The sequence below is a fragment of the Trichocoleus sp. ST-U2 genome (genome assembly GCF_039961875.1).
In the GTDB taxonomy this organism is placed as follows: domain Bacteria; phylum Cyanobacteriota; class Cyanobacteriia; order Cyanobacteriales; family FACHB-T130; genus FACHB-T130.
Map to the genome: position 1 here is coordinate 50,801 of NZ_JAMPJY010000025.1, position 14,291 is coordinate 65,091.

A 14,291-nucleotide genomic window follows, 5' to 3' on the forward strand; every position below is an offset into this window, starting at 1 on the left:
TCGAAAAGATGCTTTCTGGCTAAGGATTCTAGCGGTTACTACTGCGATACCTACCGGAAACGCATATTGAGCCAATCACAAACCTTGAAAGCTAAGAGGCTCACTGATGAATCGGATGCTGGTACAGGGTCATCCTCCGCTTCAGGACATACAAAACGCTTACTCTAGCCTTCCCGATATCCTCAATCTCTTGAGGCTGTCCCAATCAGATACGAGCTTTGCTTCCGACTTGAATCAAGCATTTGAACTTTGCGATTTTCAACTGGGCGATCGCCTTGTTAACTATAGTGCCGCCACTGCCTCAGGAAATTCAGTTCGTGATGAACAAAATCAGGGGGATTTTTACCTGGTTTGTCAAGGTCGGGTGCGGCTACTAGCCTTAGACGCAGCACAGGGTAAGGAAGTTCCCGCTCTGGTGGTGGAATCGGGAGAAAGTTTTGGGGCAGAAAAGGTATTTGGCAATCATTGCGAGCTGACGAGCGCGATCGCTGCCAGTGCCGGAATTGTGGCTCGGATTTCAATTGCAGACCTTCAGCCTTGGTTAGAGCGGCTCCCGAATCTGCAAGACTACCTGCAACAGCAGGCAATTTGGCGGCAATGTCTGATTTTCTTCAAAACCTCTACAGACTGGCGGCGCTTGAGCAGCCATACGCTACGACAACTGTTGCCCTACCTAGTAGAAACGCGGATCGAAGCGGGAGCATCTTTGATTGAATCCACACCCTCCGAGGCGGGTCGCTTTTGGTTACGCAGCGGTCAAATTGAAAGCCGACAAGACGCAGATTTACCCCCCGCTATCGGACAAAGTTGGGGGTATCCTCATCCCACACCGAGCAGTTGGATTGCCCAGACCGATTTAGTCGTTTATCAGTTGCCTGAGCAACACTTTGAGGCAGCACGAGCAATTGCGCCAATCGCAGCAACTTTCTCAGAGCAGTCAGAAGCAGTTGCCGAGCGATCGCTTGAAAACGGGCACCGTGAATCTACGGAGAAAGGGAAATTGCGGCATCAGCCAAAGAACCTGTCTCGACCAGCTTCTTTGAAGGGCAATCGACCGCCACAAATTCAGTCGCCGCAAATTCACTCAGAGGTGCAGGCAAATATCCAGCCCCCTGAATCGGCACCGATTGCTTTTCCCAAACCCGTCAAGCGTCCGGGTCGATGGTTTTGGCAACGCTATCCCTTGATTGAGCAGCAAAGCTCTTCCGACTGCGGTGCTGCCTGCTTGGCAATGATAGGGCAATATTGGGGGAAACGATTTAGCATCACTTCCTTACGGAATCTCGCTGGCGTGGGGCGTGCCGGTGCCTCCCTGAAGAACTTAGGCGCAGCGGCAGAAAAGGTCGGATTTCACGCCCAACCCGTCAGGGCGAGTTTAAATCGCCTAGTCGAGGGGAAAAACCCCTGGATTGCCCACTGGCAGGGCGATCACTATGTAGTGGTTTACCGAGTCAAGGGCGATCGCATCTTGATTGCCGATCCTGCTGTTGGTAGGCGATCGCTTTCCCAGGCGGAATTTCTGGCGAGTTGGACAGGATACGCCCTGCTGCTCGATCCGACGCCAGCATTGCACGCCGCCCCAACGGAAAAAAATTCTCTCAATCGCTTTTGGGGTTTGCTTTGGCCTTATCGTTCCGCGATCGGACAAATTATCCTGGCGTCTCTGCTGATCCAGATTTTTGGTCTGATTACCCCCCTGTTTACCCAGATTATTCTCGACCGGGTGGTTGTTCACAAAAGCGCGATCGCCCTGCACGTCTTCAGCCTTGGTCTGCTACTATTTGGCGTTTGGCGCGTCTGCGTCACGGGAATTCGACAATACCTGCTGGATTATTTTGGCAACCGATTAGACCTCACCCTGATCGGCGGCTTTATCAGCCACACCTTAACCTTACCCCTCGCCTTTTTTGAATCGCGCCATGTCGGGGACATTATCACGCGCGTTCAGGAAAACCAGAAAATCCAGATGTTTCTAACTCGCCAAGCGGTCACAGCTTGGTTAGACGCCTCAATGGCAATCGTCTATTTGGGGCTAATGTTTTATTACAACTGGCGTCTCACCTTAGTAGTGGTAGCCCTAATTCCCCCGATTGTTATTTTGACCGTTGTGGCGAGTCCATTTCTCAGAGGAGTATCGCGGAAAATTTTTAACGAAGAGGCGGGACAAAATTCCTCACTCGTAGAAATGATGACCGGCATCGCCACGGTGAAAGCGGCAGCAGCAGAACGACAGTTGCGCTGGCGTTGGGAAGACCGCTTAACCAGCACCCTAAATGCCCAATTTCAGGGTCAAAAACTGGCAAACGGCTTGCAAGTTACCGGCGGCTTAATTAATACCTTGGGTACTACAGCATTGCTTTGGTACGGGGCGACGCTGGTAATTCAGGATCGGCTCACGATCGGTCAGTTTGTGGCGTTCAATATGATGATTGGTAGTGTCATCAACCCGGTGCTGCAACTGGTGAACCTTTGGGATGAACTGCAAGAAGTTTTGGTATCTGTGGAACGGCTGAATGATGTGTTTTCAGCTCAACCCGAAGAAAGTCCTCAAAAACCTTTGCTAGTTCTGCCTCAGTTGCGGGGCGAGGTGAAATTGGAGAATGTTACCTTCCGCTACTCTCCAGATCAAGAGCGCAATACGCTTCAGAATCTATCTTTTGAAGTGACATCTGGGCAAACGGTGGCAATTGTCGGGCGCAGCGGTTCTGGAAAGAGTACGTTGGTCAATTTGCTCCAGGGTTTATATCAGCCAACCAGCGGTCGAATTTGTGTCGATGGTCACGATACCCGCCATGTTTCTCCCTCATCTTTGCGGAGTCAGTTGGGGGTGGTACCGCAGGAGTGTTTTCTGTTTTCTGGAACCATTTTAGAAAACATTACGCTCTACTCGGATGACTTTACCTTAGAGCAAGTTGTTGAAGTGGCAAAACTTGCAGAAGCTCATGCTTTTATTCAAGATATGCCGTTGGGATATCACACAAAAGTTGGGGAACGGGGGGCAAATCTCTCTGGCGGACAGAGACAACGAATTGCGATCGCTCGAGCGCTTTTGGGAAATCCTCAAATTATGATTTTAGATGAAGCTACCAGCTCTCTAGATACTGACTCCGAGCGGCGATTCCAGCAAAATTTAGCTCGAATTAGCCGAAATCGCACAATTTTTATCATTGCCCACCGACTCTCAACGGTCCGACACGCTGACTGCATCCTGGTCTTAGATCGAGGCATTCTAATTGAGCGCGGTACTCATGATGAACTGATTTCGCTTCAAGGTCTTTATTACCATCTAGCGCAGCAACAACTGGATCTTTAACTCCAAATGTTCTAAACCGAGCCAACTTGTATGAATTATTACAGTTTTACTTGAAATTGGTTTCATCCGTTGGCAGGAATGTGGAGCAAATTACAACCGTTACGATGTTAAAGATTCTTGTTCTGCCAAATTCCTCTTCCACGACCATTTGTTCAGTAGCATTGCAATCATCAATTCCAGTCCTCGGTGAATTGGCAGCTAATTCAGAAAATTTGGCAAAAAATATGCCAATTTGGCAGACTTTCCAAGCAGCAGAAATTAGGATAAAAAGGGAGTTCCTGTGGAAAAATTGGTAACGATGAAAAGCCAAACCAAAATGTTGCTGAAACCGGCTAAAAATGGCACCGCTCGTTAAATCCAAGCAACGAGAGCCATCCTCAATCTCAAACTTTGAACTTGCTCATTCTGGGCCACAGCCATGCAAAAACCAATCAGATCGATTTCTGCATCAACGGCCTCAAACCTACCCTTAACTCCACCCGTTGAGCCTTTTGGCTCAGGCTATACAGGTAGCAACCAGAATTCATTCGATAGCCAGGGGATATTATCCCGTACTCCGACTCAAGGCGAGTCGGTTACTCATCCTGGCAAGATTCAGCGTCAGTGCGATCGCTCTTTTGCTGAGATTTATGGGGGTGCGACTGGCTCTATCGAAATGAGCGTACAGCCCACCTCGACTGAAACAGCTAGCAATTCTCAAGTTCATTTCGCGTCTGCCACTTCTCCAGAGACTCGAACCAACCAATGGTCTACCTCGTTGCAGACGGTGCTTGACCAGCCACCTTCCACGCTTCCTCGTCAGCTGATATTGGGCGGAATGGCTTTCTGTCTGGCTTTTGGGGCTTGGGCTACCTTTGGGCAAATTGACGAAGTGGGTCACGCTCAAGGACGGTTAATGCCCAAAGGAGCCGTCTATAAGATTGACCCAGTGGAAATGGGCAAGGTTGCCAATATTGCCGTCAAAGAAGGTCAAGCGGTAAAAGCCGGTCAAGTGTTAGTGGAACTGGATACCCAAATTGCGGCGGGTGAAGTAGAGCGTTTGCAGCAAATGCTGGCAACGAATCAAATGCAACTTATTCAGAAACAAGCGCTTCTAGAGAAAACGCATCTGGAAGTGAAAACCCAGACAGCGATCGCTTCTTCAGACACTCAAGCAGCTTTGGCTGCGATCTCCGAAGTCAATGCCAAAGGATCTGCTACCCGCGAACAAATCGCTCAACTTCAAACGGCAAAGACGGCGAATCAAGAAAGACTCGAAACACTAAAACCCCTGTCGGCGACGACGGCAGAACTGCACAAGAAACTAAAAGCTGATGTAGCGGCGGCGGTTGAGGAAGTCGAGAGGGTAAAACCGCTGGTCAAAGAGGGGGCGATCTCCAAGAAATATTTGCTGGATGCCGAGCAAATGATGCGCGATCGCCAAAGTGCCATCACCAAAACTCAACTAGAAGAAGACACAACTCTTAAAGACCGGCTGTTTGAAGCCCAGCAAGCTCTGCGCGATGGCGATCGCGCGATCGCTTCAAGTCAAGGCGATTTAAAGCAGACACTCGCACAAGCACAGCAACTCCACGCAGAACTCGCTCAAAAACAAGCTCAAGAGCGCAAAACTCAGATAGAAACACAGCAGCAAATTCAGGAATTAGAAGTTGAAATGACTCAGCTTAAAGCCCAAATTGCTGAAACTCAAAATCTGCTGAACGCCGCTAAAGCAAAGCTCAAACAACGGTTTCTGACTGCTGCCGTTGATGGAGTGGTGTCGTCTCTGAAAGTCCGCAACGTTGGCGAAGTGGTTCAACCCAGCCAAACTGTTGCCGAAATCGCTCCCCACAAAGCACCCATGATTCTCGTAGCCAGTTTACCCAATCAAGAAGCGGGCTTTGTAAAAACGGGAATGCCAGTAAAAATCAAATTCGACGCTTACCCCTATCAAGAGTACGGTATCGTTGCCGGGAAGATACAATCCGTCTCCCCCGATGCGAAACCCGATGAGCGGCTGGGAGAAGTCTATCGAATTGAAGTAGCGCTGGATCGTAACTATATCAATGCAGATCGTCAAAACATCAAATTTAAAGCCGGTCAAACTGCCTCTGCGGAGATTATCATCCGCCGACGCCGGATTGCCGACATTCTGTTAGATCCCATCCGCCAGATGCAAAAAGGCGGCATCAGTTTGTAAAACCAAATTTATCCAAGGGCAATTGTTATGGCTTATCACATTCCCTGTTCTAATCCTAAACTTGACAAAACCATGAATTCCGAACAGTTTAATCAAGTTGTTGAAGCCATCATGGAAGGAAAGTATTCTTGGGCTTGCGTTTTACTATTGCGGTTTGCTGGTTACAATCCCCTACACTACATCCCCTATCGAACATACAACCGATTGCTCAAAGAAAACTGCCAAGTTGGCAGACACACCAACTGTAAAACAGATACTTTAAATACAGATAATCAAAGGGCTGCAATCGGGTCAGAGAGCCTAGAGTCACACAAGTGCTTAAGCACAATTAAAGACCTTGGTTATCTAGAAGCGATCGCTGAGCCACAAGTACGGGGAAGCGGGGGTCATTTTGACCCCTGGTTAGTCATAAAAACTCAAAAAATAAACTCAATTTTTCGGGAATTAAAATAACAAAAAAATCTGCTCTTCAAGATTGAAGTTGATTTTTTGACCAGTCGTAAAAATCCTGCCGCGTTCATCTTTACTAAAGAATGGGGCAGGTTTTTCTTTTACAATTGCCAAAAAACTGCTCTCACACTATTTTTTAAATCATCGACGAAAAATGCCAAAATGGCAACACGACCTTAACCATACTGTTTATATTGTTTATATCAACCAAACAAGGTTGTTTCAGAAAAAAACTGAATTGCAAAGGAAACATTTAATGATTATTTCTGACCTAAGCCATTTGGAAGTTGCCGACCAATCTCCCAGTCTTGTTGGTGCTGGCTATAGCTACTCCAGCTACAGCAAATATAAGAGCAATTCCAGCTATCTCAATCAATACGCTTCTTCCAAAGCAACGGCTAAATCAGTATTTGGTCCAGCAACAGCCGTAGCAATTTCTACAAATGTAGCCACCGTTACCCAACTAAATTTTTAAAAGTTGCGGTTGCTGTTAAATAATGCTCTAAATATTGAGCATTATTAGGGGAAACTTCTCTGGAAGTCTATCGACAATAGGCTTTCTAACTCGGTTACTCAAAAAGTAAACCAAATTCTCAATCTGGAAAGGAGACATCGAATGATTATTTCTGACCTGAGCCATTTGGAAGCTGCGAAGCAATCTCCCAGTGTTGTTGGTGGTTGGTATAGCTATAGCTATAGCAATTATAAGAGCAATTCCAGCTATGTCGATCAATACGCTTCTTCTAAGGCAAGTGCTAAATCATTTTTAAGTTCAGCAACTGCGGTAGCAATCTCTACCAATGACGCCAGCGTTTACCAAATTAATTGATGAAAGGTGACTGCTGCTCTAAACCTTGAGCTTTTTCAGTAGTAAACCTTGGGGAAACTTATCCCTAGAATTGGCTTTTCAACCAGATTTCTGCAAAAACTAAACCCATTTTGAAAAGGAGACATCCCATGATTATTTCTGACCTGAGCCATTTAGAAGTTGCCGAACAATCTCCCAGCGTTGTTGGTGCTGGCTATAGCTACTACAGCACATCTAAGAGCAACTACAGCTATCTCAGTCAATACGCTTCTTCCAAAGCGACGGCTAAATCATTTTTCGGTCCAGCAACTGCCGTAGCAATTTCTTCCAATTCAGCCAACGTTTACCAAAGTAACTAATTAACGATGGCTATTACTTCTAGTCATTGAGCAAATTTAAGTCTGAGAACTGCTGAAAGCCAATTTTAAGTAAATAAAAAGGCTTTCAGCGGCCTTTTTGTTAGCAGGAGGACTCCTATGAGTGGATTAACAATCAATGATTTAAATTTTTTCGATTCGGGAATTTCGGACTCAAGTGGGGTGACAGGTGGCTCAAGCAAGATTACCTTGCACGACTTTTTGAAAGATATCAGCATCCCGATTGATTATATCGATGTCAAAGACACGGACTACTTTAGTTATTCGACTAGCAGTAGCAAGGGAACAAAAAATAGCCTGAAGGCCACAGCTAGTGCTTTTGGGAGCAAGGGTAATATGTCTGTTTCAACATGGACTTCCGGTGGTTATTAATCTAGATTTGGCAGATAACAGTTCAAGATATACCCTACCTTGGACTGTTTATCAATCCTTCTGTGACTGTAAAAACTGAAGATAATTATGCCTTAGTTTGCCTTGCTGACTTTATTTAAGTTGTTGATCTAAGGACATATAAACAATATGATTAAATCATCTCAATGCGTTTTGTATCTTGGTCTAGCTGGAAGCTTGATCGTATCTGTTGCTCTACCTTCCCAAGCTAACTCTCCGGGTGGCAAAGATTTCACCAGCGCTTTAAGCGTCATTAGTTCATTTTCCTCTGGAGGTGGTTCTAGTAGTGTCACCGCTACCAGTAGTGCAACAGCAACCTCGTCTGGTGATAGCGGTTTCAGCAGCAGTCAAAGTACCTCTAGCGCATTCTCATCTTCAGCGGGTTCTGGCAGTAGTAGTAGTGCGACAGCGACATCTCCTACAGGAACTCCCAGTAGCCAAAGTGCGACAGTCTTTACTCCTAGCGCAACATCCAGTAGCGCTAGCGTCACAGCTGCCGCATCTACAACTTCTCCTAATATTACGAGCGTCACTGTTGCCGCACCCGCAACCTCTACCAATCCCACTAGCGTCACCGTTCCTACACCTGCAACCTCTGCCAATCCCAATAGCGCTAATATCACTAGCGCTAATATCACTAGCGCTAAAGTTAATGCGCCAGCAACAATCATCCCTAATGCTGCTGGAATCTCAACCACCTTGCCAGTGGCAACCTTCTCTAACCCTAACGTCCCAGGCACTTCCCGCTCATCAACCGTTGCCGCAACCTACATTAGCAACTTCTCTTTGCTATCCTCTCTTCCAGACAAGAGTGAGATTATTGAACAACGTAAAGACCTTTCTGTTGAAAATAATAGTAGCAACAATGAAGGAGCTTCCTATAGCCTTGTAGGGCTAGGTAGCCGAGTTTTTCCAGGCCTTGGTCTGAGGCTAGTTACTGATTAAGTCTAACTGAGTGGAGTCATAACAATGATATGACCGATCTTTCAGGGGCATCTATTCATCCGAATGAAGTGGTTAATTTCCTGAAAAAAAATCTTCAGTTGAAGGATGTCCATCAAAAAATTTTATATCAAAGAATCATCGAAAAAGCGGCTCAGGAAAGAAACCTAACAGTCACCGCAGAAGAAATTCAGGCTGACGCGGATAGGCTGCGTTATGAGAAGCGTTTGGAGAAAGCCGCAGACACGCTAGCATGGCTGTCAGACCAGATGATTAGTGTGGATGACTGGGAGACAGGAATTAGCGATCGCATTCTTGCTCGCAAGTTAGCTAATTCTCTATTCTCTAAAGAAGTCGAGAAGTTCTTCGCGGAAAATCGGCTTGATTTTGACCAAGTTTTACTCTACCAAATTATTGTTCCTTACGAAAAGGTCGCTCAAGAACTTTTCTATCAAATTGAAGAAGAGGAAATCGGTTTTTATCAAGCCGCTCATCTTTACGATTGTGATGAAAGGCGCAGACATCATTGTGGATTGGAAGGCAAGCTTTACCGCTGGAACTTAAAGTCAGAGATCGCCGCCCTTATATTTAGTGCCGAAATCGGAGAAGTAATGGGTCCCATCCAAACCGAGCAAGGTTATCATCTCTTAATGGTTGAAGAGTTCATTCCTGCGGAATTAACCCCTGAAAGGTATCAAGAAATCCTTGATAGACTCTTTGAAGAGTGGTTAACCAGTGAGTTAAATTATATGATTCATAACCAAATGGTTTGAACAAGCCACCAATTTTGGGTGAGTTTAGAATTCTATCTAAACTCTTGCTTTTAATTCAGTATTGAGAAGGGAGGATATCAATCGTGATCCGTTCTAAAGTCTTAATTCAGCGAATCGTCTCATCTGATGGAAAAAGTGTTGCAGAAGCCAAGAGCGTAGTCATTACGTCGGATGATAGTGAGAGTACAATTCGTCAATGCGTCACGGTTGAAGTCTGTTCCGGCAATCGTTGTAGCAGTCGCTCAACATCTAGCGTGACTTCTAAATAGACACCTGCCTGAAAAGTGGGGTGGGATATAATCTTACTGCATCCAAACGAGAATTGTTATATCCCTAGCGATTACAGATCGCCCTTTCTACAAGCATTAGGATGTTCCTATTAGGGACTTCTAGAAAAAGTAATCTCTATGCCATTGTAGGGGCACGGCATTGCCGTGCCCCTACAGCAACTATTCCCTACTAAGAGGCTTAAAAATGAAGGCTACGTAGGCAGGCTTCGTTCGCGTAGCTACGACTTTAGTCACCTGACGTTTTTACTTTGACTTCACTGCAACAGCTTTCTTTCTGGCTTCATATCCAACGCCCATTAAGCAGAATAAGAGTAAAGCTAAGGTACTCGAAAACTCTGGGGTTTCAGCAATTGCCTTACTTGCTTTCACTTTATTTGTCTTAGTTTCTACTAAGGTTAGATAAGTTAAGCTATCGAATTTACGCGAAAACTTACCTTGAATAAAAGCTTCAGCAGTTTCTTCGTTGCCTCCAAAAGAAGTCTCTAAAAAAACTTTATTTGGCTTAACGGTTACGTTGGCGCTCTTCTCATAAGCAAGAAAATCACCAGGTTCTAATGTCTTTATTTTTCCGGCTAAGCTAAAAAAGTCTAAAGGAATCCAAGTCTTCGTATCTTTATTATTCTGGGTGTTATATAACTGAAAATTTACCTCGCCAGACGCACTAGCATATTCAAATTCTGGTTCGTCAATAGAAGTTTTAAGACCTAAAAAAGCTGAAAAATCGAAAGAGAAAGTTTGACCTGCATTTACTAGAAAGTTATAGCCAATCACTCCAGCTACGCTTTTCACCTGTCCAAAATAGCTCTTACCTTCGCCCTCAATTTTACTTAAAGAGAAATTGAAAGCGGAGGTTTTTTTAGGGGAGGGATCGGCTGTAAATTCTGCAAAGGCATCAGCATCGGCAGTCACCTCACTACTGCTTGTAAATATCTCAGTAAAAGCCTCAGTAAAAGCCTCCACCTCAACAGGTGAGTGGCTAAATTTATTCAGTTCTACTGTCGCTTCAGATTTGGCTAGAGTTGCAGCCCAACCAGGCACAGCAACGAACGCAGAGCTAGCCATCAAAGGCGTTGCGAACAGCAAGAAGCGTAAGCTGGGACGTTGTTTGGTTATCATAAAAACCTTATTTCCTTATGTCACTAAAATTTTGGACATGAGAATTTTGACCTGCTGAAAGTTGCAGATCGAAGCGATGACCTAACAAAGGAACAATTTCACCTAGACTGTTTTCAATAACAATAAACAGTCTGTTTGTTAAATGGATGTCTCCGTTTAACAAGCCTTTGGGTTACGCTGAAAAGACTGACGAGAAAAGTTTCTATTGCACTTTAGCAAAGAAATACTTAAGGACTTTCACGTAAGTATCATAATCCCAATTCTCTAAAATTAGAGTAAAGCTCCAGTAAATATACTGAAATACTTTTTAAAGATTTGATGAAGTAGGAATGGTCATTCGGATGCTGAACAAAATGAAAAAATTGCCGTTCTATCTATTGGTTCTACAAGGAGTGTTGTTCGGGATAGAGCTACAAGTAGCAGCGCAGGCGCTGGTGCCTCTAAAAGCGGTGGAAAGGTTGGGCGGTCGCCAACAGATGCGATCGCTTGAGGCTGCTGTTACCAAGAAGCAGCTATCTGGAAGCCAGAAGTCAGACCGTTTTACTAATAAATTGCAACAGATTCCTCTCGATCGGGGAAGCGCAAATAAGTTGCCTCAAAAAAGTGAAGAGGGGTCAGCACTCGAAATTCCTACCTCTGTCACGTCTCCGTATTCTCACGTATGGGTCATCAAAGACAGCCAAAATCAGCCAGAGCAACTGCCTTTTGCGTGGATGGTCAAAGATACTAAAAAACAGTATGGGGAGGGCAGTCCGGTGCCGCTACAACCGATATTGGGGCTGCTGAAAGATGCCAACCAGGCAGCGCTTCAGATGGCAGACGCGGGTGACGCGGGTAAAGCTACTAAAAAGTCTGGCTTTGATGAAATCGTTAAAAATACGGAGAAGGTGGAAGGGTTGTTTACCCTCTACCGCAACAAGAAGACGGGCAAAATTTATTTAGAAATCAAGCCCGAACAGCTCAATAAAAACTTCCTCGGTACCGTGACGATGGAATCGGGGATTGGAGAACGCGGGATTTATAGCGGAGTTCCCCTGAATGATTTCCTGTTTTATTTTCGTCGGGTGAACGACAACTTACACTTTGTGGTTCGCAATGTTAACTTTCGCACGCGCTCTGGGGAGCCGCAAGAGCGATCGCTTAACCGGGCGTTTAGCGACTCTGTCCTCTACTCGCTGGACATCAAAGCGACTCATTCGCAACGCAAAACCCTGCTTATCGATATGGGGGACTTACTCCTCACCGATTTGCCTGGGTTAACCTCGATGTTAAAAACGTTTTTGGATACTTCCTACCGCCTCGACAGTAGCAAGTCGTATTTCGACACCGCCAAAGCCTTTCCCCTCAATATCGAAATTTCCTCGGTTTACGGTTTCTCATCGACGAGTAGCCAGGACGCAAATTTAGCGACTCTGCCTGATAGCAGGGCACTCAGCCTTAAAGTCCATTACAGTTTATCCCAGCTACCGGAAAACAACGGCTATATTCCGCGTCTTGCCGACGACCGGATTGGCTACTTTATTACTGCTTATAAGGACTTCTCCAACGACAACCGCAGAGAACCTTTTGTTCGTTATATTCATCGCTGGCACTTGGAAAAGCAAGATCCGAAAGCATCCTTGTCACCACCCAAGAAACCAATTGTCTTCTGGATTGAGAATTCTGTGCCGGTTGAGTACCGCGACTCCACCCGCGAAGGCGTTCTGATGTGGAACAAAGCTTTTGAGAAGGCGGGATTTAAGGACGCCATTGAAGTGCGGCAAATGCCGGATAATGCCACCTGGAGTCCCGCAGATGTCCGCTACAACACGATTCGCTGGATCAATTCTTTGGATGGATATTCTGCCAGAGGGCCATCGCGTGTCAATCCGCTGACTGGCGAAATCTTAGACGCCGACATCATTGTAGATGCCAACATGGTGCAATCGATCAAGCAGCGATATCGCAACCTTGTCGAGTCAAGCCAGTCGTCGGAAACCGGGTTATTTTCCCAAATTGCGGGGAATCCCAATCTCTGCAACGGATTGGAGAGAGGACAAGCGACGGAGAAAGGAAAAGAGGAAAATCCGTCATTATCTACCCCCGATTTTTCGCAACTCCTACAAGACCACGATCTCTGCTACGGCATGGAAGCGGCTACTCAATCAGCGATGGGAGCGATCGCATTATCGCTGGTTCACAATGTCTTGCCTAGCAGCAACGAAATGAAAGAATTTGTGCATCAGTATATCCGCCACCTGATTTCCCACGAAATTGGACATACTTTAGGGTTGCGGCACAACTTCCACGGTAGCACGCTGCTAAAGCCGGAAGAATTGAACAATACCGACATCACGCGCATCAAAGGAATGGCAAGTTCGGTGATGGACTACGTTCCCGTCAACTTGGCACCTCAAGGTGTGAAGCAAGGAGACTATTATCCAGCCGTTGTTGGCCCTTACGACAAATGGGCGATTGAGTACGGTTATAAACCGAGTGGGGCAACGAATTTTGTGGCTGAAAAGCGATTTTTAGAGCAAATTGCCTCCAAATCACCCCAGCCAGAATACGCCTATGCGACGGATGAAGACATCTTGGATCTCGATCCGGGTGCCAGCCTTTGGGATTTGAGTGGCGATGTGCTGCGCTACTCACAGTCGCAGATGGACAACGCCCGGATGATGTGGGGGCGTTTGGATAAGCGTTACCCGTTGCGGGGCGATAGCTATGAAGAAATGCGCGTGTTGTTTAACACGATACTTAGTTACTACTTCAGTAATGCTAATTTGATGAGTCAATACATTGGCGGACAGTCATTTAGCCGCAACCACGCTGGAGATCCCAACGGGCGTTTGCCGTTTGAACCCGTGCCGCTGGAAAAACAGCGCGATGCATTGACAAAAATAGGAAAATATGTATTTGCCGCAGACGCTTTTGATTTTCCGCCCCAATTGCTGAATCAGTTGGCACCGTCGCGCTGGAGACATTGGGGAAATCCGATCCCGATTTTCCGACTGGATTATCCCATTCATGAAAACCTGCTGTTGCAGCAAAGTCGGGTATTGCGATCGCTTCTATCCGAAGATCGCCTAAATCGTCTGCGCGACATTGAACTTAAGACGAAACCAGGGGAAGCGCTGACACTACCGGAACTCTTCGACACCTTGCAAAATAGCATTTGGACAGAGGTGCAGCAATCCGATCGCACAGCGAATATTTCCAGCCTCCGCCGTTCCTTGCAACGCGAACATCTGGAAATCATGCTGGGAATGGTGTTACGGACTGAATCGGTACCGGAAGATGCCCGAACCCTAGCATGGTACCAACTGCGCCAACTGCGGAAATCGCTGGATAGTGCATCGAAGCAGAAGAACCTCGACACCTATACCAAAGCGCATCTTCTGGAAACACGCGATCGCATTAACAAAGCCTTAAACGCCCAGTTGGAATCGAAGTAAATCCACCATCGACGATAAATGGTGCAACTTGAAAGGGTTGGAGGAGAGGTTAAATCCAGGGGAAACAGCCATCTGCGATTAAATATAAACTTTTTTGGTTTTTTGGCTGGCGCATAGTATTTTTAGACTCCAAAGCGGGAATCTTAAACAGGGAGCCGCTGATGCATTCAACGATGGCGTTGCAAACGACGTTCAACTTTAGCGTGCAATATAGCT

12 protein-coding genes are annotated in these 14,291 nt (G+C 46.1%); 10 read left to right on the plus strand and 2 right to left on the minus strand.

Translation table 11 applies throughout. The annotated features are described in order from the left end of the window. The first annotated feature begins 106 nt into the window (after positions 1 to 106). The 7 genes from NC996_RS17070 to NC996_RS17100 all read left to right on the plus strand — a co-directional run bounded on the left by NC996_RS17070 (position 107) and on the right by NC996_RS17100 (position 7,499). Complete coding sequence (locus NC996_RS17070) at positions 107 to 3,313, plus strand: peptidase domain-containing ABC transporter (RefSeq protein ID WP_242037458.1); 3,207 nt, start codon at positions 107 to 109, stop codon at positions 3,311 to 3,313. Between the two features lie 418 nt (positions 3,314 to 3,731). Beyond that, positions 3,732 to 5,492 carry an HlyD family efflux transporter periplasmic adaptor subunit gene (locus NC996_RS17075; protein WP_190682999.1) on the plus strand — a complete coding sequence of 587 codons (1,761 nt, stop codon included), beginning with the start codon at positions 3,732 to 3,734 and terminating at the stop codon, positions 5,490 to 5,492. A gap of 27 nt (positions 5,493 to 5,519) precedes the next feature. Further along, positions 5,520 to 5,945 carry a HetP family heterocyst commitment protein gene (locus NC996_RS17080; protein WP_190415179.1) on the plus strand — a complete coding sequence of 142 codons (426 nt, stop codon included), beginning with the start codon at positions 5,520 to 5,522 and terminating at the stop codon, positions 5,943 to 5,945. Between the two features lie 253 nt (positions 5,946 to 6,198). Then, positions 6,199 to 6,417, plus strand: coding sequence for a hypothetical protein (locus tag NC996_RS17085; protein WP_190429765.1), 219 nt, complete (start codon positions 6,199 to 6,201; stop codon positions 6,415 to 6,417). Positions 6,418 to 6,558: 141 nt separating this feature from the next. Continuing rightward, positions 6,559 to 6,771 (plus strand): hypothetical protein, encoded by a 213-nt coding sequence (locus tag NC996_RS17090; RefSeq protein ID WP_190415177.1) that lies wholly within the window; start codon positions 6,559 to 6,561, stop codon positions 6,769 to 6,771. A gap of 128 nt (positions 6,772 to 6,899) precedes the next feature. After that, positions 6,900 to 7,109: a hypothetical protein gene (locus tag NC996_RS17095; protein ID WP_190415176.1), complete on the plus strand. Its 210-nt coding sequence runs from the start codon at positions 6,900 to 6,902 to the stop codon at positions 7,107 to 7,109. 117 nt (positions 7,110 to 7,226) lie between these two features. After that, entirely contained in the window at positions 7,227 to 7,499 is a 273-nt protein-coding gene (locus NC996_RS17100) for a hypothetical protein (RefSeq protein WP_190415175.1), read from the plus strand. Between the two features lie 365 nt (positions 7,500 to 7,864). On the opposite strand, the gene NC996_RS17105 is transcribed toward NC996_RS17100, so the two are convergent. Next, entirely contained in the window at positions 7,865 to 8,257 is a 393-nt protein-coding gene (locus NC996_RS17105) for a hypothetical protein (RefSeq protein ID WP_348260006.1), read from the minus strand. 234 nt (positions 8,258 to 8,491) lie between these two features. Here NC996_RS17105 and NC996_RS17110 point away from each other — a divergent pair, with 234 nt between their 5' ends. Then, the gene (locus tag NC996_RS17110; RefSeq protein WP_190683006.1) at positions 8,492 to 9,232 is read left to right on the plus strand and encodes a peptidylprolyl isomerase; all 741 of its coding nucleotides are present in this window, start codon (positions 8,492 to 8,494) and stop codon (positions 9,230 to 9,232) included. A gap of 83 nt (positions 9,233 to 9,315) precedes the next feature. Continuing rightward, on the plus strand, positions 9,316 to 9,501 hold the full coding sequence (locus NC996_RS17115) for a hypothetical protein (RefSeq protein WP_190683009.1): 186 nt from the start codon (positions 9,316 to 9,318) through the stop codon (positions 9,499 to 9,501). A 264-nt stretch (positions 9,502 to 9,765) separates the two neighbouring features. Here the strand turns inward: NC996_RS17115 and NC996_RS17120 are convergent, their stop codons facing one another. After that, positions 9,766 to 10,638: a hypothetical protein gene (locus NC996_RS17120; RefSeq protein ID WP_190683013.1), complete on the minus strand. Its 873-nt coding sequence runs from the start codon at positions 10,636 to 10,638 to the stop codon at positions 9,766 to 9,768. Between the two features lie 341 nt (positions 10,639 to 10,979). Here NC996_RS17120 and NC996_RS17125 point away from each other — a divergent pair, with 341 nt between their 5' ends. Continuing rightward, positions 10,980 to 14,075: a zinc-dependent metalloprotease gene (locus NC996_RS17125; protein WP_242037459.1), complete on the plus strand. Its 3,096-nt coding sequence runs from the start codon at positions 10,980 to 10,982 to the stop codon at positions 14,073 to 14,075. Positions 14,076 to 14,291: the final 216 nt, after the last annotated feature.

Coding starts and splice junctions, on each gene's coding strand:
- NC996_RS17070 (WP_242037458.1), top strand. CDS start 107: ATGAATCGGATGCTGGTACAGGGTCATCCTCCGCTTCAGGACATACAA.
- NC996_RS17075 (WP_190682999.1), top strand. CDS start 3,732: ATGCAAAAACCAATCAGATCGATTTCTGCATCAACGGCCTCAAACCTA.
- NC996_RS17080 (WP_190415179.1), top strand. CDS start 5,520: ATGGCTTATCACATTCCCTGTTCTAATCCTAAACTTGACAAAACCATG.
- NC996_RS17085 (WP_190429765.1), top strand. CDS start 6,199: ATGATTATTTCTGACCTAAGCCATTTGGAAGTTGCCGACCAATCTCCC.
- NC996_RS17090 (WP_190415177.1), top strand. CDS start 6,559: ATGATTATTTCTGACCTGAGCCATTTGGAAGCTGCGAAGCAATCTCCC.
- NC996_RS17095 (WP_190415176.1), top strand. CDS start 6,900: ATGATTATTTCTGACCTGAGCCATTTAGAAGTTGCCGAACAATCTCCC.
- NC996_RS17100 (WP_190415175.1), top strand. CDS start 7,227: ATGAGTGGATTAACAATCAATGATTTAAATTTTTTCGATTCGGGAATT.
- NC996_RS17110 (WP_190683006.1), top strand. CDS start 8,492: ATGACCGATCTTTCAGGGGCATCTATTCATCCGAATGAAGTGGTTAAT.
- NC996_RS17120 (WP_190683013.1), bottom strand. CDS start 10,638: ATGATAACCAAACAACGTCCCAGCTTACGCTTCTTGCTGTTCGCAACG.
- NC996_RS17125 (WP_242037459.1), top strand. CDS start 10,980: ATGCTGAACAAAATGAAAAAATTGCCGTTCTATCTATTGGTTCTACAA.